This is a genomic window from Acinetobacter sp. 226-1, from assembly GCF_030329325.1.
Classification (GTDB): Bacteria; Pseudomonadota; Gammaproteobacteria; order Pseudomonadales; family Moraxellaceae; genus Acinetobacter; species Acinetobacter sichuanensis.
In genome coordinates this window covers 634,598-652,207 of sequence record NZ_JACANU010000001.1, presented here as the reverse complement: position 1 = coordinate 652,207, position 17,610 = coordinate 634,598, and the positions used below count along the sequence as shown (strand labels likewise).

The window sequence follows — 17,610 nt, the reverse complement described above, 5'->3', positions numbered from 1 at the left end:
TGCTATTTAGCTTGCTTTAAATAATATCCTTTTTAAATACAAAAAGGTAGCGCAGTGATCGTATACTACGCTACCTTTTACAGTATTTGTATAAAAAGTATTAATTAATTACATTTAATAATACTTTTTAACAACACCTCTTAGTGATTCATTTGAGCTTTGATCAAATCACCGATCGTTTTAGGACCGTTGTCTTGAGCAGTTGTAGCAGTTTTTAAGCTTGCTACAGCTTCTTTCTCTTCAGCTTCGTCTTTCGCTTTGATAGACAAGTTGATAGAGCGAGATTTACGGTCAACGTTGATGATTTTCGCTTCAACTTCTTGACCAACTTCTAAGAATTTAGTTGCATCTTCAACGCGATCGCGGTTGATTTCAGATGCTTTCAAAGAAGCTTCAACTTCGTCAGCTAACTTAACAGTTGCGCCTTTAGCGTCAACAGCAGTTACAGTACCTTTAACCAAAGCACCACGTTCGTTAGCAGCTAAGAAGTCATTGAATGGATCGCTATTCAATTGCTTAACGCCAAGGCTGATACGGTTACCTTCAGCATCTACAGATAAGATAACTGCTTCAACTGTGTCACCTTTCTTGTAACGACGGATAGCTTCTTCGCCTTGTTCGTTCCAAGAAATATCAGATAAGTGAACAAGACCGTCGATACCACCAGCTAAACCGATGAAGATACCGAAATCAGTGATTGATTTGATTGTACCAGAAACTTTTTCGCCTTTCTCATGAGCTTTAGCAAACTCTTCCCATGGGTTAGCACGAGTTTGTTTGATACCAAGAGAAATACGACGACGTTCTTCATCAACTTCAAGAACCATAACATCAACTTCGTCACCAATCTGAACAACTTTAGATGGGTGGATGTTTTTGTTAGTGTGGTCCATTTCTGAAACGTGTACTAAACCTTCAACGCCTTCAGCGATTTCAGCGAAACAACCGTAGTCAGTTAAGTTAGTTACACGCGCTTTAACGATAGAACCTTTAGGATAACGGTTCATGATCGCTAACCATGGATCTTCGCCAAGTTGTTTAAGACCTAGAGAAACACGGTTACGTTCTTTGTCAAATTTAAGTACTTTAACAGTAACTTCTTGACCCACTTCAACAACTTCTGAAGGGTGTTTGATACGTTTCCAAGCCATATCTGTGATATGTAGAAGACCATCAATACCACCAAGGTCAACGAATGCGCCGTAGTCAGTAAGGTTTTTGATTGTACCAGTAACTGTTTGACCTTCTTCCAATTGAGAAAGAAGCGCTTCACGGTCAGCTGAAGATTCAGCTTCCATTACTGCACGACGAGATACAACAACGTTGTTACGTTTAGCATCAAGTTTGATTACTTTGAATTCTAACTCTTTACCTTCAAGGTGAGTTGTATCACGGATAGGACGCGTGTCTACAAGTGAACCAGGTAAGAACGCACGAACTGGACCGATGTCAACAGTGAAACCGCCTTTAACCTTACCAGAGATAACACCAGTAACGATTTCGCCGTCTTCAAAGATTTTTTCAAGTTTAGTCCAAGTTTCAGCACGTTTTGCTTTTTCACGTGATAAAACTGTTTGACCCATACCGTTGTCAAGCGCTTCAACAACAACGTCTACTGTATCGCCAACTTGAACTTCAAGTTCACGTTGTTCGTTTAAGAATTCAGAGCGAGATACAACACCTTCAGATTTAAGGCCAGTATCAACAGTTACCCAGTCAGAATCGATACTAACAACGATACCTTGGATGACTGCACCCTTTTCAACGTTGAGGTTTAATTCGCTTTCTTCAAAGAGGGCTGCAAAAGATTCGGTCATGATATACCTAGAAAAGTCAGCGGTCTTGGATCAGACAAGGCCGGTTCAGTTAAGTCTCCACATAGTCCGTATAAAACTGATCAAGCTATGCTTCCACTAAATTTGTTAATTTGCTAATCGCGCATCGATAAAATCAGTCATCAATTTGAATACCTCATCAATGTTCAATTCGGAACTATCAATGATGTAAGCATCTTGAGCTGGCTTTAATGGAGCAACTGTACGCTCCATATCTCGTTTATCGCGCGCTTGGATATTAGACAAAATATCGTTTATTTTAACATCCAAACCCATAGCCTGCAACTGTTTTACTCGGCGTGTCGCTCGTGATTCTGCTGAAGCAGTCAAATAAATTTTCGCTTGTGCTTCTGGAAAAATTGAGGTTGCCATATCACGACCATCTGCAACTAAACCTGGCGCTTGCGCAAAAGCACGTTGACGCTCAAAAAGTGCAGTTCTAAGTACAGGAATTGCTGCAACTTTTGAAGCAAACTCTCCGACCTGTTCGGTACGAATCGTTTCTGTCACATTTTCGCCATCTAGAAAAATTTGCGTCGTTGAGTTTATTTCTGTCACAAATTTAATATCTAAATTTTTTGCAATTTCTTCACATTGTTGCAATGTATTTTCTTCATTTAGAGCATCTAATAAAGCTTTTTTATACAATGAAAATCCAAGTAGACGATAGATTGCACCCGAATCCAATAAATGAAATTGATAATGCTCAGCAAGTTTTGCTGCTAATGTACCCTTACCTGAACCACTTGGTCCATCAATCGTAATAATTTGAATGGTCATTAAACTTCCAATTAAACAGATTTTGCCAGTTTCTTAAAACCTAGTGTAATCGCAAGTTTAAGCTGTGCAAGTATTAATTTACTCACAAATGGCGCACGTGCTTGTAATTCAATCGTATAATCGACACGAGTTTTATTTTGCGCCAATTCGGTAAATTCAAGAATACCAATATGATGTTTAATTAATGGATTATTAATTAATTTATACTCAATACGCTTATTTACATCAACCAATGTAATTTGCTCTTGAACAGGTTTAATTGGACCAAAACCCATACGACGAATTGAACCCAAACCATCAGGACGTTCAGGATCAGCCGAGTCTTTTACACGTACGACTTGTACAGGTGAAAATGCAATATTATAAGTTGCATGTTTTGAAAGTAAATCAAAGACTTGATCTATAGGGGCATTAAATTCTTGTTTAACTTTAATCGAATTCATTCTATTTCCTTTTCACTTTAGTTATTTTGACAATTCTTATTGTCATTAAAATTCAGTGCTATTTTAGACTAGTTTTGATTTTGATTTAAGCATCTTTGTTGTAACTTTAATTGTTTTTTTTGCTCACGGCGCATTTTAAAAAAATCAGAAAGCTGTTGCGAACATTGCATCTGCAAACACCCAGCAGTAAATTCAAAAATATGATTGTAATAACCAATTTCCAATAATTTTCGACTACTAACTAAAGCTCCCGCCTTAGGCTCACTTGCGCCAAATACAACACGTTGCACACGCGAATGAATCAACGCCCCCACACACATTGTGCAAGGCTCTAAAGTGACATATAAAGTCGCATCTATAGGTAAACGATAATTTTCAATGGCTAGGCAAGCTTGACGAATTGCTTGAATTTCAGCATGTGCAGTAGGATCATGTGTTAAAATAGGTGTATTAAAACCTTGTCCGATTATTTTTCCTTCACTCACTAAAACAGCTCCTACAGGGATTTCCCCCTGAGAAGCCGCAATAGCAGCTTGCTCGAAAGCAAACTGCATCCATTTTTCATCTTGTTTATTTTGTTCATCAATCATGGAATATTAAGCAATTACACCATATTGTCTTAATAAAACATTCCAACTTTCAACTGTTGTGATGGGTGGGTTCTTCGCCAATATGCCTTTTAAAGTCATACTTTCTGTCGGTTCCCATTCTGGTGATAAGTCTTTATCAACAAGGCGTGCACGCACTCCCTCAACAAAGTCTGGATGACGAATTTTCCAATCAGAAATTTGCGCTTCTAATTCAAAAATTTCACTCCATGGATGCACTTGACGTCCCCATTGCCACAACAACCAAGTAATTGCTGCTGTGCTTGGTGAACCTTTTTGTAAGTTTTCACTCGCTTGACGCAGCCAATCACTACGTGCCTCGCTCAATCCTACAATGGCTTCATAGTCTTGTTCAAAATTAATACCACGACAAACACTATGAATAACATCAAGAGAATTTTGCAACGGTCCAGGAGATACAGGTCGATGTAAACTATTTAGCGTATCATCTAATGCTCTAAAGTCCCCTGCTGGATAATGATCCCAATCAATATCAATTAATTTTTTTAATACAACATCACGTTGAGCATCACAAATATGCGTTGCCCATCCGATACCATATCCACCTGCCGCAGTCATAATTGAACCTGTCAAACCTGTAAATAAACCAACAGGACCACGATCTGCAAGGAAGCGCGTTGCACCTACATCTGGATATAAACCAATATTCACTTCAGGCATCGCCAAACGTGAATATGGTGTTACTAATCGAAATGGTGCAGCCATAAATAGACCTAAGCCACCACCCATGACATAGCCTTCACCCCAAACTACGATTGGCTTAGCATAGTCATGTAAAAGTAAATCGAGTGCATATTCAGTTTTAAAGAACTGATTTGCTGCATCAACTTCATTATTAATTACCAATTGACGCAGTTTTCGAACATCACCACCAGCACAAAAAGCTTTAGGTGTTGTTGAATCAAGCCAAATTGCCTTAACCTGATCATCTTTATGAAAATCTTCAAACAACTTTAATAAAGCTGCCACGATAGACTCATCTAAAGCATGTAAAGATTTTGGGCGATTTAAACGAATAATTCGCCAACCATTCACTGCTTCTTCAATGATTAAATCAGGATGATAGTTATTGATCTCAGGAGAGTTTGTCATGCGTCCAGCTGCCAGTCGATTGGCTCAATGCCATTTTGTTTAAGATAATTATTGGTTTTAGAGAACACTTTACAACCAAAAAAACCACCACGATTTGCTGCTAAAGGAGATGGATGTGCAGCTTTTAATACAAGGTGTTTCGTTTGGTCAATACGTTGCCCTTTTCGTTGCGCATAGGCTCCCCATAAAATGAAAACCACATGCTCACATTGCTCATTAATTACATCAATTACAGTATCTGTAAAATTTTCCCAACCTTGTTTTTGGTGTGATGTTGGCTGCCCTGCTTCTACAGTCAGTACACTATTTAAAAGAAGCACGCCTTGCTCTGCCCACTTGGTCAAATCCCCGTGTTTAGAGATACTTACACCTAAGTCAGTATTTAGCTCATGAAAGATATTACGTAAAGACGGAGGCAATGCAACTCCTCTTTGTACAGAAAAGCTCAAACCATGGGCTTGATTTGGTCCATGATATGGGTCTTGCCCAAGAATCACAACCTTTACTGCATGTAACGGTGTAGTATCTAAAGCGTTAAAAATCAATGAGCTTGCAGGATAAATTTGTTTATTTTCGGCAATTTGTGATTTTAAAAATTCACGTAATTGATCCATTTTTGCACTGAGCAGAAACTCTGCCAAGCCTGCTTTCCAACTCTCATCTAACCGAACTTGATTTAATTTTGCTTGCTCTTGTTCAGTCAATTGCATCCTGTTCCATCCTTACTATTTCACTCAATCTTCAATACCCGAAGGTGTTAAATTTAAAATATACCACTGCATCGATTACAGTTTGACTTGCAAATCTACTTCTGGATTTTGAAATTTCACGCCCTGTTTTAACTTTTCATACATTTCAGGGTCATTCCATTCGGCTTGAACTTGCTCAGAAAAAATAATTTGCTCAAGGCTCAACACACCCATTTGCTCATTCTCAATATCTTCAAGAAAACTTTGTGCATAGCCTGTATCTGTTTCATGTACGATTACAGAGTAAACTTCAACATCACCTTCCCCATTTTGGGTAATCGTTGACTGTAAAACTTGCTGCGCCAAGTAGAAAAATATGCGTGAAAATTGTTCTGCTGAAGGCGATACAGGTAATGCAACCCAACGCGCACTAAAGGTTTTACATGCTTGAATATAATCCGGATTGTCATCCTGCCAAAAGCAAATCGCATGATCAAAGCTATCAAAAATGTCCTTAATCACACCTTTTAACAAACCAAAATCATAGACCATTTGACCATGATCTAGCTTTGAGGCTTTCAGCAATAATTCGACTTTATAACTGTGCCCATGAATCGAGCGTTTACAACGATCCGAAGTACAGTTACGCACGATATGCGCATTTTCAAATTTAAATAATTTACGAATTAACATATGTCAAATTATACAAAAAGAATAGTCAAGAAATTAGATTATAAAGCAAAACGCCGACGCTGAGGATTAATTTTAACGTTCATTGCAATTGGCAAAAAGTATGAGGAAGAATTAACCACATGATTTTGTCTATTATTCAGCAAAGAAAATATAGTTTTAGGCAAAAGTGAAAAGCTTTGCAAAAATAAATGATTAAAATGGTGCTAAATTTCGAGCATATACCACAACTGTATTATTTTTACGCATCATATGACTACTCATTTGACGGTTTCTATTTTCTAAAGCAACTTCGATTTCCCCTACAAAGTAATTTGATTTTACATCAAATAGATTATTTGCCAGTTGACTGTTTTCAGATGAAATTCCCTTAAAAAGATCCAAACTTAAAAGGTCTTGAACATTATTAAAATTTTCCATTTTGGCTTGCTTTTGTTTTAATAAAGCCACAATCGCATTCAGGTCAAGTTTAGGATCAATGGTTGCAAGTAACAATGCAGGTGCTGTATTGATATTTATTTTAGTGGAAATATCAGGTAAAGCTGTAACATAAGGTTTTATTAAATCGTAATTTTTCCCTTCAAAGCCACGGACTTGTCGTAACTCTTCTACACTAAAAAAAGCATGATTGGCTGCTGAATATGATGGCTGCAAACCATTATAATAGTTACTTTCCGCACCCATCGAACCTGAAGGTAAATCATCAGCATCTTGCCAATCGATCACAGAAGCACTGAGTTCGGCAGGCAATCCGACACGCACTAACAATTTCTCAAAGTACAACTTATTTTCTTCGTTTGGCTTACCATCTGCTTTGAGTAAAGTATTTAGATTAAATTTTCCAGATTCATCCTTGATTTTTCCAGAAATAAAACCACCCTCTATAGGAAATGCAGGCATGGGTTTTGCCCACAATTCTTGTAAATGATCAACATTAGCGCTGTTTTGCGCATCTTGAATTAACAGCTCAGAAAAAAATGCCTCAGCACTTTTTGCATAATTTAGCGCTTGATTTTGACGAATCACATAAGCAGTATTTTCATTGGTGGTGTATTGGCGCTTTGCAATTGTCGCAGCAATAATGGTTGCTAATGCGACCATCACCAAAATTGTAATTAATGCGATTCCTTGTTGCTGCTTGATCATGAACGTCTCTTTAAATCGTGCTTATTGTTTTGACTCAGCCCTTAGAAAATCTGTATTTAACAGACTAAAAACCCATTCATATTCAACATCACGAATCATCACTTTAATTTTGATGCCGCGTGGTAACTGGCGTTCATTAAATGTATTTTCATCAGGCCAACGCTCTAACTCATTTGGATTTAACAAAGTCACTTGATACTGGTCAACATCATTCAACAATACACTCGACAAAGGCTGTGCAGAATTAGGTAGATTCAGATTTGCATATTTTAAACGATAAAGTTTTTTATCTTGTGCATTATAAACGTACTCTACACGTTCATATGTAGAAATGCCTTGCTTTAGAGGATCCGTCATTCCTGTTTTACTAAAGCTTATTTTTTGATTTTCCAAACTTATTGCAGGCAGTATTTGTTGCCCAAAACTCGCTGTCACAGGAATGATTTGCAAGGTATCTCTTTGTACTTGTTGATACGCTTCTTGTAACTGCCCGAGATTTTCTTCATGCATTGCATTGCGATCTTTGACCTTCACAAGATAATCAAAAATCTTCCATCCTAATGCAGAAAGAACTGCAAAAATTGCGATTGCCACCAAAAGCTCAACCAGTGTAAATCCCAAATTGATTTTTTTTATTCGCATGGGTCGCTCAGTCTAAGATTCGGTCGTTTGTTGAGGGTAATTAAAGAAAATAGTATGGCTAATGCCTGCTTCAACTTTATTATTATCAGGATTATATAAACTAATTTGAATTTCAATTTTTTTAACATTCGGGCTAATAGTTGACTCTGATTTTTTATCTACTTGCCATGTTTGACCTTGCGAGGTGATTTGCTCAGACTGTGTACCTGTGAGCTGTTCACGGTTAATTTCCATTAAAGCCACCTGATTTTGAGCAACAAATTGAGCTTTGGTTCTTAAAATTGAATTTGCTGTAGATTGTGTATATTGCATTGCGACTTTGGTTAAAGCCATTGCAGCAACTGCAAAAATGGCTAAAGCAACAACGACCTCAATCAAGGTAAAACCTTTACTCTTCATCGGTCACTTTCCCCAAATAATCAATATCAATCAAAGCACCAATTGCTTTTTGGTCATAATACATTTGAATTTTGACAGGTTTAGCTTCACCATTACCAAACCAAATAACTTTAGGGGCATTTGTTCCAATTAAGTCATCATTATTTGCATTAATATAGCGATGCTCTTGATTTTGAATAGAAAATGAAACACGCTCAGGTAATTTACGCATTTGAAAATTAGCGACATCTTTCCAGCGTTTTTCTTCAACAATACGTAAGTTTTGCTCTGCATTTTCTATTACAGGTTGATATCGTACTAATTTATATTGAAAAGGTGCAACATCAGTTGCAGGTAAAACCTCTAACGCATAGATTAAAGCCTGATCATTGGCTTCACGATTAATTTTTTTTAAATCTAAAATTAAAAATTCACGTGCTTGTAAAGCTTTGCGATGATCCACACCACCAATATTTAAAACCACTAGAGATGCCATAATACTGATGATGACAATGACCACCATTAATTCAATCAGCGTAAATCCATGCTGATTTTTTAATCGTGGTCGTTTCAACATAATCGTTAAACCTTCAACTCAGTAGATTGAGCATGCTTTGGCATCGATAAAGCTTGGTCAATCAATGCAATACGCAAAGTATCCCGTGAACCTAAATAACGCTGATAAAAGCTAGAATTTAAAATTGCTGCACCACCATGCGTAATAGACCAAATAGAGGCTAAATAATCTCGCCCTGACATTTGACTGTCTATATCTAGCAAATAATGATCCGTCATACGAATAATAATGCGCAGTCGCTGTTTACGAACTTGATAAAGCTCATGAAATAAATGATGTATCCCTTGCCCTGTCGTCGACAAACGTTCTTCAATCTGATGAAATAACACTGTACGCTCAGGATGATGCAAATGATGCAACATAAAAAATGCTAATTGTTCAGGAAACTCTTTTTCTGTGTCTTTAATCATTTCCAATAACATGCGCTCATTACGAATAATGAGCAACATATAAAGTTCATCTTTACTTTGAAAATGTTTATAAAGTGTTCCCTTTGCAAGATCTAATTCAGCCGCTAACGCATCAAGCGTCATACCCGACTCACCGTTTTCTAAAAGCAGTTGCTCAGCGACCTGAAAAATTAATGCTTCTCTTGCTCTAAACTGAGCCTGACGATCCATCTTCACTCGATAAACTCTCTTCTTAATCTTATATCTATAGCATTAACTTTGATGTTGTCTGAGTAAATTTTCAAAGTTCTGTGAAGTAATTTGTCCAATTTCCTCAGGCGTTTTATCATATACATGACTTAGGGCTTTGGCTACATAAGGAACGTATTTTGGCTCATTGGTTTTGCCTCTATAGGGCATTGGTGCTAAATATGGACTATCTGTTTCAATTAAAATACGATCAAGCGGCACCTGTTTTGCCACATCACGCAAATCTTGTGCATTTTTAAAAGACACAATACCAGAAAATGAAATGTAATAACCGCAGTCTAATACAGCTTTGGCAGTTGCCCAATCCTCTGTAAAACAATGCAAAATCCCATGGTTCGATTGTTCTGCACGAATAATATCAACTGTGTCATGCTTAGCAGAACGAGTATGCACCACCACTGGTTTTTTTATTATTTTTGATGCTTGAATATGACGAGCAAAGCATTCTTTTTGCTCAGGAATAAATTCAGTACTATGAAAATAATCCAAGCCTGTTTCACCGAGCGCCCAGACTTTTTCAGATTGAGCCAATTGAACCAGTTTTTCTACTGTAGCCCGCTGCATCGTTGCAACATCTTCACAAGGATGCACACCAACGCTATAACCTACATCGGTATGACGTGCTGCTATTGCTGACAAAGCAATATGATCGTCTAAATCCACAGAAATCGCCATGAATTTAGACACACCTTGCTCACGTGCCTGTTGTAACGCTGCGTCTAAATCTCCCCCATAAGGGCTAAGATCAAGTAAAGTTAAATGACAATGGGTATCAACAAACACAATTTTTCCTACATTTCAATTCATCGCATCTTACATTGTAAAGCTATTACGCTCAGAAGACTTTGCTCCTGCTAGTAATCTTTCCGCTTCATTTTTGTAATAGATGCCTTTTTCACCACCAAGCTGAATGGCAAAACCTTGTGGCTTTTTACCAGACTGCTTTTGTGTGATCCAAATTACTTTTCCTGTTAATGGAATTTTTTGCGATTGTTCAGGTAAAGTCGCTAACAGAAAAACTTCTTCACCCATTTTCACATTTTGTGTCGAAGGAACAAAAAGCCCTCCACCTTGCACAAAAGGCATATAACTTGCTTGTAGCGTTGCTCGATCTGCTATAACAACTTGTAATAAACCGCCCATACGTGGTTGCATCATTATTTCCCCAAATTATGAAACATTCATTAATTGTATTGAAAGTTGATCAATAATTAGATTTGTTTGCACATTTTGCTCAACGTTTCTTTTTGATTGTTGTAAACTTTCATAGATTGAAAATAATACCTCTAAATTATACTGCTCTGCGAGTGTATTTAATTCTAAATCTGTATTTTTTATCGCTTGCTCCAGCTTAAATGCCACAACATCTGCCAATAAATACTCAAACATTTCAACAAAATCATGAAAGTTAAGTTCTTTATTCCATTTTGTTGCAAATTGCATCGGCATACTTTTTTGCATGACGAGCTTTTTCCAGTCTTGGACAAATTCAGCACGCCGATTTAACCAATCTTTTTCAGCTAAACTCATCGCCTGTAAAGGCATTTGGTTTGAAAGATTCATTAATAACTGAATTTGTTGACTTGAAGCCGTAGGTAAATGCTCATTTAGATAAAGTTGCGCTTGTTCTGGTGCAATACGATCTAAAGCAAAATGCTGCAAACGACTACGGATCGTGGCAGGTAATTTCAAATAATGCTCTGCCAATAAGATAATCACAACACGCTCACCAGGCTCTTCAAGTGTTTTCAATAAAGCATTGGCAGAAGCAATATTTAATGCTTCAGCAGGCTCAATCACAATAACACGCCAACCATCTACAGTTTGCTGTACAAAAGGCAGTAATTCACGAATTTTTTCAATTTTAATCTTAGCATTTTGCTTTTTGTTATCAGCATCTGTGGTGATATGTACATAGTTTGGATGTGTGTCTGACTTTAACCAAAGACAGCTACTACACTCTCCACACGCACCTTGACTTTGTTTATTTAAACACAAAACCCAAGATAAAAAATGCTGTGTAAAAGCGTACTTACCACAACCTTTTTTACCATAAAATAATAAACCATGCCCCAACTGTGGAAAACGTCCTGTTAGAGTATTCCACAATTGTGCTTGCCATGGATAAACTTGATCATTGGATGCATTCATACCCATTAAACTATCCAACTATTCAAAATGTGTAATATCCATCGCATTTAAACGATCTAAATCCGCTTGTGTATCTACGCCTGGTGGTAAGTTGACTTGCGCAATATCAATTGCAATACGATGCCCATTTTCCAAAACTCGCAATTGTTCTAAACTTTCAAGTTGTTCTAATGAACCCATTTGCCACGTGACATATTCTTGTAATAAACTCACACGATAAGCATATAAGCCTAAATGACGATAAGCGTGTTGATGCAAAGATTTTTCCGTTTGTTTTGCAGCATCACGATCATAAGGAATTGGCGAACGACTAAAGTAAAGTGCTTCATTCAACTGACTCATCACCACTTTAACAATACTATCACGTTCAAATTCTTCTAACTGATGAATTGGTTCACATAAAGTTGACATTGCACAATGAGGTTTAGCAACGAGTAAATCCGCGACTTGTTGTACTAAAGTTGCAGGTAATAACGGCTCATCACCTTGAACATTGACAATAATATCATCCGCTGCCCAACCTTTAATCCGTGCAACTTCACTTAAACGATCCGTTCCTGAAGGATGGTTTGGATTGGTCATGACCACATCTATGCCTTCAGCACGACATACTTCGGCAATACGCTCATCATCTGTTGCAACACATAAGTCATCAAAATCTAAAACTTTTTTTGCTTGATCAACAACACGTAAAATCATGGCACGACCATGAATAAGCAATAAAGGTTTAGCAGGTAAACGCGAACTCGAATAACGCGCAGGAATAACAATGTGTTTCATTTCATTAACCTTAAGAAAGTGCAATGCCTAATTCATTGAGTTGTTGCTTTAAAATATCGTAGCATGAATTTGAAAGCACAGCCTCGACAGGAACAACCCAAATTTCACGTTGAAAATCTGGATGTTGCTTGAGTAATGGCAATAATTTTACCGCGTCTTTTTCAGTCGTAATTATTGGATTAGCATCTTCAAACTGTAAGTCTTCAATTTGATAATCATAATGATCAGGAAATTCATGACATTGAAATTGCTGGACACCCATACTTTCCAGTGTTTTATAAAAACGTTGTGGAAAGCCTATACCGACAACAGCATAATAATCTAGTTTTGCATCAAACACTTCAGCTTGATCAAAACTTGGATTAAGCAAATATGGCTCTGCGACTTGTAAATGCATGTTTAATTTTGATTGTGAATGATGTGCATGTTCAATGACCGTACTATGCGCTAAACGAGAAGTCGGCTCACGTAAATAACCTTCAGGTAAGATTTTTTGATTACCTAAACCACGATTATAATCAAGAACAATCCACTCAATTTGACGATCTAACGCCCAATGTTGTAAACCATCATCGCTAATAATTAAGTCAAGTTGATGATTTTTCAAAAGTAACTCAATACTTGCTTTACGATTGGGTCCGACCACCATCGGCACATCTGTAGATTGCACAATCAAACAAGGTTCATCTCCGACCATTTCAGGTTCAGAGTCTAAAGTCACTTGCGCAGGAAAAGGACCTTGCCCACCATATCCACGGCTAATAACGCCGACACGTACTTGATGTTGTTGCAGATATTTAACCAATTGAATCAGTAAAGGCGTTTTACCACTTCCACCTACTGTAATATTACCAATAATCATGACAGGAACAGGCGCACGATAACGTTCTTTTAGCCCTGACAAATACAAATGTCGATTAACCACAAAACCAAAACGATAAAGCCATGACAATGGGCGCAAAACAATCAACCACTTTGCTTGTCGGTTCCAAGCATCTTGAATGATTTGCGCGATAGACATAGAGATTTATTCCTCAAAGCTACGTTCATGTAATTGATAATATGCACCATGTTTTGCCAATAAAGCCGCATGTGTACCTTGTTCAATAATACGCCCTTTATCCATAACCACAATCACATCTGCATTTTCAATAGTCGATAAACGATGTGCAATAACAATCGTTGTACGGTTCTGCATCGCTTGATCAAATGCTTTTTGAATAAAGTGTTCAGACTCATTATCTAAAGCACTGGTTGCTTCATCTAAAATCAAAATTGGTGCATTTTTCAAAATTGCACGTGCAATGGCGATACGCTGACGTTGACCACCTGAAAGTGTTAAGCCTTGTGCGCCAACCTCTGTATCATAACCTTGCGGTAAACTCATAATAAAATCATGTGCATAAGCTGCTTTTGCCGCTGCAATAATTTGTTCTTCTGTCGCATTTTCAAGCTGACCGTAAGCAATATTGTCACGAATAGAGCGGTTAAATAAAACAACTTGCTGATTTACCATCGCAATTTGAGTACGCAAACTGGTAATTTCTATATCTTGTATCGCATGCCCATCTAACTCAATCTGCCCTGAACTCACCTCATTAAAGCGCATCAGCAAATTAACCAAAGATGATTTTCCTGCACCTGAACGCCCAACTAAAGCGATGGTTTGTCCCGAGTGAATAGACAATGTAAAATCTGAAATGGCTTGATAACCATCAGCATAAGTTAGATTGACCTGTTTAAACTCGACATTACCCTGTAAATTTGGCGTTAATGTGCCTGTATTTTTTTCTTCAGATAAATCTAACAACTCAAATACAGAATGAGCGGCTGCCATACCACGTTGTAATTTTTCATTCACATCAGTTAAGGTTTTGATCGGCTTACTGAGCATTCCTGCTGCGGTAATATAAGAAACGAACTCACCTGCTGAAATATCACCAATAATTTGAGGTCTTAAAGCAATCCACATAATAATACTGAGTGCAATCGCCATAATGAGCTGTACTACAGGACTATTTAACTGCTGTACAACCACCATTTTCAAGCCACGCTTTAAATTTTCAAGCGAATGGTTGCGAAAACGCGCCTGTTCCGCAGTTTGACCACCAAAACCTTTGACCACCAAATGACCATTAACCGACTCTTGTACCACATGGTTAACATCACCCATCGTATTTTGTACTTGGGTTGAAAGTTTACGCATGCGTTTTGAAGCTTTACGAATAATCAAACCAATGAGTGGACCAAAAACCAAAATACAACAGGTTAATTTCCAATTGATATAAAGCAAATAGCCCAATAAACCAATAGTAATCAAACCTTGCTGTACTATTGTTTTCAATGATTCGGTAGATGCAGCCGTTAACTGCTCTACGTTATACATAATTTTGGCGGTAATATGCCCACTGCTATTATCTAAATAATATTGTGCAGGGAGTCTAAGTAGCTTTGCAAAAACTTCCTGACGAATATTAAAGATTAAATTTCGTGAGATCACGGCTGTAAAATACCCGCCCATGAATAAACCCACACCACGGAAAAACATGAGTAAAACCACAAGTGCAGGAAATAGACTGGTAAAGCTTTGATCTTTGTTTTGGATCGCTGTAATAATTTTTTCTAGCAATTTAGCAACGGATACTTCTGTTGCTGCATTAATTGCAAAACCTAAAACGACTAAAATCGCTATGCCCCAAAATGGCTTCAAATAACTTAATAGTCGTAAATAGACTTTGAAATCTTGCTTCACTAATTAATAACCTCGGGATGGGACTTTGGTGCTGATGTTGATATTAACAAAACCGAGTTGACCTGCAACATCCATTACACGAATAACATCCTGATGGGTTGCTTTTGCATCAGCTGCGATTACAAACATCAGATCACGACGATCTTGTGCAGATTGTTTGATCGCTGTACTTAAATCGGCACTTTCTTTGGAAGAAAGCGCTTGACCATTGACAGCATAATGACCGCTAGAGTCTACCACGACTTCAATTTTATGTTGATAGTCTTTTGGAGGTACGCCTTGTGCATCAGGCAGAGATAAGTTAATGCGGCTTTGCTGATTAAAAGTCGTCGTTAACAATAAAAATACCAAAATAAATAACAAACAATCAATCATGGGCGTCAAGTTGATGTGTATATCTTCAACACTTTTTCTTTTAAATTTCATTTAAAGCCACCTATTAACCGACTTTTTGAAATTCTTGATCAACATGTTGTTCGTTGTCATTTTCTTGATAAAACAAAGCTGCATGAAATAACGTGGCTTGTTGTTCTAACTCAGCCACATATTCTTGTACGAGGCGTTGAAAATAACGATATGCAAAAAGTGCAGGAATCGCAATAACCATACCTGCTGCTGTGGTAATTAATGCTTTAGAGATACCAGGAATCATCATGGTTGGATTTGCATTTGAACCTAAGTCAACCACCAAAAATGATTCAATAATACCAACAACTGTTCCAAGTAATCCAAGTAAAGGAGCTGCTGCACTTAATGTACCTAAAAAATTAATATTTTTTTCTAAATAACTAATTTCACGTGATGCTGTAGCTTCCATTTGGGCACGAGCAAATTGCTCTCCTTTTGCTGCTGCATCTAAACCATCATTGAAAATATAAGCCAAAGCGCTTTGGTTCTGCGTTGAATCTGATTTTAAATTTTTGACGACTGTTTGAATGGATTGATTTTTTTGAATCAGTAAATATTTAGGAAGAACTAAACCACGTCGCAAACGAATAAAACGCTCGATTGAGATTGCAACGGTAAATACTGAACACAGAACGAGTGGTAGCATTAGCCAACCACCTGCTTTGATTAACTCCCACATTTTTATTCCCCACTTCAATAAAAAATACTTTAGGTCAATTTAAGAGATCAAATAAATTCTTTATAATATTTTGATTTATCTATTAAATCTCACACTAAAGCGATGAACACTTTTTAGTAGTACACCAAAAATTTGATCTACTCTTCTCTTAAAGTCATTGTCTTGTAGCAAAACACCTGTGGATTCTATACCATTTCTATATTATTGTCTGAGCAAAAATTGAAGAGATGAATAAGTAAAGAAGATCAATATTTTCTTAACGTAAAGAGAAATGTAGAGCAAATTCTTTGAGTTGTAATTATCTAATCTCAGTCAAATTTGCTTGATGACTTTTTATTTTAAATACATTCACAAATGCAAAAGAATCTTTTTTTAGCAAAAAAACAAACAAAATAACATCCATCACAACATAAAAATGCTGTGTTATAACGCTCTTCTCTACATAATTCTAAACGTTCCTGTCCTTGAAATTCTAAACAAGTTTTTTAGTTGGCATTGAATATTTACCTTCATTTTTTTAATTTATTGAGGATACATTAATTCACCAACTTTAAATAAATTTTATGGATAAAAGTGTGTCCAACACATTTCGATAGAAATCACAATCAGTAATACACCCATCAACATATTAAATATTCTTGTTCGCTTACCAACATTAAGAAAATCAGCGAGTTTTTCGCCAACCACGCCCCAAATCCACAATGAAAAATAACACACTACAAAATAAATCAGCACAAACATTGCTAAGGCATAACTATTTTTAGAAGCTGAAAACAAAGCCGTTCCTGCAACTGCTGCAATCCATGCTTTAGGATTCAACCATTGCATCAAAGCACCTTGCATAAAAGTTGGAATATTCGCTTCATCTAGATTTTCAGTTTGAATGTTTGCTCCTTCGGCTCGTAAAATATTAAAACCAATCCACACCAATAAAGCCGTACCTAAAATGGTAATGACATCCAATAAAACAGGATAGATAACAATAATTTGATACAAACCAAAACATACCGCAGCAAGCAAAGCAGTAAAACCAATCGTTGCCCCTGAAATAAAAGCAAAAGTACGTTTTGCACCATAATTCATACTGCTCGATAAAATGGTTAAGTTGACTGGACCAGGCGAAATCGACATCGAAAGTGAAAAAATAAACATAGAAAATATCAAAGTCAGCATTGTTATAAAATTTCTTTTTACATGATGATTTTTTAGTAGTGTTCAACAATTAAATTTCAAGCCAAGCCACAACAGTTATTGCTTTTTTATTGTAATTTTCCAAAAAA

The 17,610-nt window shown here is 37.0% G+C and carries 21 protein-coding genes; all 21 read right to left on the bottom strand.

The features are described from left to right. Window positions 1-140: 140 nt before the first annotated feature. On the bottom strand, window positions 141-1,817 hold the full coding sequence (gene rpsA / locus HX124_RS03065) for a 30S ribosomal protein S1 (RefSeq protein ID WP_107009704.1): 1,677 nt from the start codon (window positions 1,815-1,817) through the stop codon (window positions 141-143). A 105-nt stretch (window positions 1,818-1,922) separates the two neighbouring features. Continuing rightward, window positions 1,923-2,615: a (d)CMP kinase gene (gene cmk, locus HX124_RS03060; protein ID WP_107009703.1), complete on the bottom strand. Its 693-nt coding sequence runs from the start codon at window positions 2,613-2,615 to the stop codon at window positions 1,923-1,925. Window positions 2,616-2,626: 11 nt separating this feature from the next. Further along, the gene (locus tag HX124_RS03055; RefSeq protein WP_286381904.1) at window positions 2,627-3,058 is read right to left on the bottom strand and encodes an SRPBCC family protein; all 432 of its coding nucleotides are present in this window, start codon (window positions 3,056-3,058) and stop codon (window positions 2,627-2,629) included. Between the two features lie 68 nt (window positions 3,059-3,126). Continuing rightward, a complete protein-coding gene (gene tadA, locus HX124_RS03050) occupies window positions 3,127-3,648 on the bottom strand; it encodes a tRNA adenosine(34) deaminase TadA (protein WP_286381903.1) in 522 nt (173 codons plus the stop codon). 6 nt (window positions 3,649-3,654) lie between these two features. Beyond that, entirely contained in the window at window positions 3,655-4,779 is a 1,125-nt protein-coding gene (locus HX124_RS03045) for an enoyl-CoA hydratase/isomerase family protein (protein WP_107009700.1), read from the bottom strand. Continuing rightward, the gene (ung, locus tag HX124_RS03040) at window positions 4,776-5,489 is read right to left on the bottom strand and encodes a uracil-DNA glycosylase (RefSeq protein ID WP_107009699.1); all 714 of its coding nucleotides are present in this window, start codon (window positions 5,487-5,489) and stop codon (window positions 4,776-4,778) included. The genes HX124_RS03045 and ung overlap by 4 nt, the downstream gene beginning before the upstream one ends. A 75-nt stretch (window positions 5,490-5,564) precedes the next feature. Next, a complete protein-coding gene (locus tag HX124_RS03035) occupies window positions 5,565-6,161 on the bottom strand; it encodes a 6-pyruvoyl trahydropterin synthase family protein (RefSeq protein WP_286381902.1) in 597 nt (198 codons plus the stop codon). Window positions 6,162-6,353: 192 nt separating this feature from the next. Next, window positions 6,354-7,304 (bottom strand): type II secretion system minor pseudopilin GspK, encoded by a 951-nt coding sequence (gene gspK, locus HX124_RS03030; protein ID WP_286381901.1) that lies wholly within the window; start codon window positions 7,302-7,304, stop codon window positions 6,354-6,356. 21 nt (window positions 7,305-7,325) lie between these two features. Next, the gene (gene gspJ, locus HX124_RS03025; RefSeq protein ID WP_286381900.1) at window positions 7,326-7,946 is read right to left on the bottom strand and encodes a type II secretion system minor pseudopilin GspJ; all 621 of its coding nucleotides are present in this window, start codon (window positions 7,944-7,946) and stop codon (window positions 7,326-7,328) included. 12 nt (window positions 7,947-7,958) lie between these two features. Beyond that, entirely contained in the window at window positions 7,959-8,345 is a 387-nt protein-coding gene (gene gspI, locus HX124_RS03020) for a type II secretion system minor pseudopilin GspI (protein WP_286381899.1), read from the bottom strand. Further along, a complete protein-coding gene (locus tag HX124_RS03015; RefSeq protein ID WP_286377066.1) occupies window positions 8,335-8,901 on the bottom strand; it encodes a prepilin-type N-terminal cleavage/methylation domain-containing protein in 567 nt (188 codons plus the stop codon). Before HX124_RS03015 ends, gspI begins: the two co-directional genes overlap by 11 nt. 5 nt (window positions 8,902-8,906) lie before the next feature. Next, window positions 8,907-9,521 (bottom strand): TetR/AcrR family transcriptional regulator, encoded by a 615-nt coding sequence (locus tag HX124_RS03010; protein WP_286377065.1) that lies wholly within the window; start codon window positions 9,519-9,521, stop codon window positions 8,907-8,909. 42 nt (window positions 9,522-9,563) lie between these two features. Then, on the bottom strand, window positions 9,564-10,343 hold the full coding sequence (locus HX124_RS03005) for a TatD family hydrolase (RefSeq protein ID WP_286381898.1): 780 nt from the start codon (window positions 10,341-10,343) through the stop codon (window positions 9,564-9,566). Between the two features lie 30 nt (window positions 10,344-10,373). Next, on the bottom strand, window positions 10,374-10,715 hold the full coding sequence (locus HX124_RS03000) for a PilZ domain-containing protein (protein ID WP_286381957.1): 342 nt from the start codon (window positions 10,713-10,715) through the stop codon (window positions 10,374-10,376). Between the two features lie 15 nt (window positions 10,716-10,730). Further along, the gene (locus HX124_RS02995; protein WP_286381956.1) at window positions 10,731-11,711 is read right to left on the bottom strand and encodes a DNA polymerase III delta subunit-related protein; all 981 of its coding nucleotides are present in this window, start codon (window positions 11,709-11,711) and stop codon (window positions 10,731-10,733) included. A gap of 18 nt (window positions 11,712-11,729) precedes the next feature. After that, complete coding sequence (gene kdsB, locus HX124_RS02990) at window positions 11,730-12,491, bottom strand: 3-deoxy-manno-octulosonate cytidylyltransferase (protein WP_286381897.1); 762 nt, start codon at window positions 12,489-12,491, stop codon at window positions 11,730-11,732. 10 nt (window positions 12,492-12,501) lie between these two features. Further along, complete coding sequence (gene lpxK / locus HX124_RS02985; protein WP_107009690.1) at window positions 12,502-13,512, bottom strand: tetraacyldisaccharide 4'-kinase; 1,011 nt, start codon at window positions 13,510-13,512, stop codon at window positions 12,502-12,504. A gap of 6 nt (window positions 13,513-13,518) precedes the next feature. Then, window positions 13,519-15,243 carry a lipid A export permease/ATP-binding protein MsbA gene (msbA, locus tag HX124_RS02980; protein WP_286381896.1) on the bottom strand — a complete coding sequence of 575 codons (1,725 nt, stop codon included), beginning with the start codon at window positions 15,241-15,243 and terminating at the stop codon, window positions 13,519-13,521. A gap of 3 nt (window positions 15,244-15,246) precedes the next feature. Further along, window positions 15,247-15,669, bottom strand: a complete 423-nt coding sequence (locus HX124_RS02975; RefSeq protein ID WP_107009688.1) for an ExbD/TolR family protein — start codon at window positions 15,667-15,669, stop codon at window positions 15,247-15,249. A 13-nt stretch (window positions 15,670-15,682) separates the two neighbouring features. Further along, window positions 15,683-16,330, bottom strand: a complete 648-nt coding sequence (locus HX124_RS02970) for a MotA/TolQ/ExbB proton channel family protein (protein WP_286381895.1) — start codon at window positions 16,328-16,330, stop codon at window positions 15,683-15,685. A gap of 561 nt (window positions 16,331-16,891) precedes the next feature. Then, window positions 16,892-17,482 (bottom strand): LysE family translocator, encoded by a 591-nt coding sequence (locus HX124_RS02965; protein ID WP_286381894.1) that lies wholly within the window; start codon window positions 17,480-17,482, stop codon window positions 16,892-16,894. Window positions 17,483-17,610: the final 128 nt, after the last annotated feature.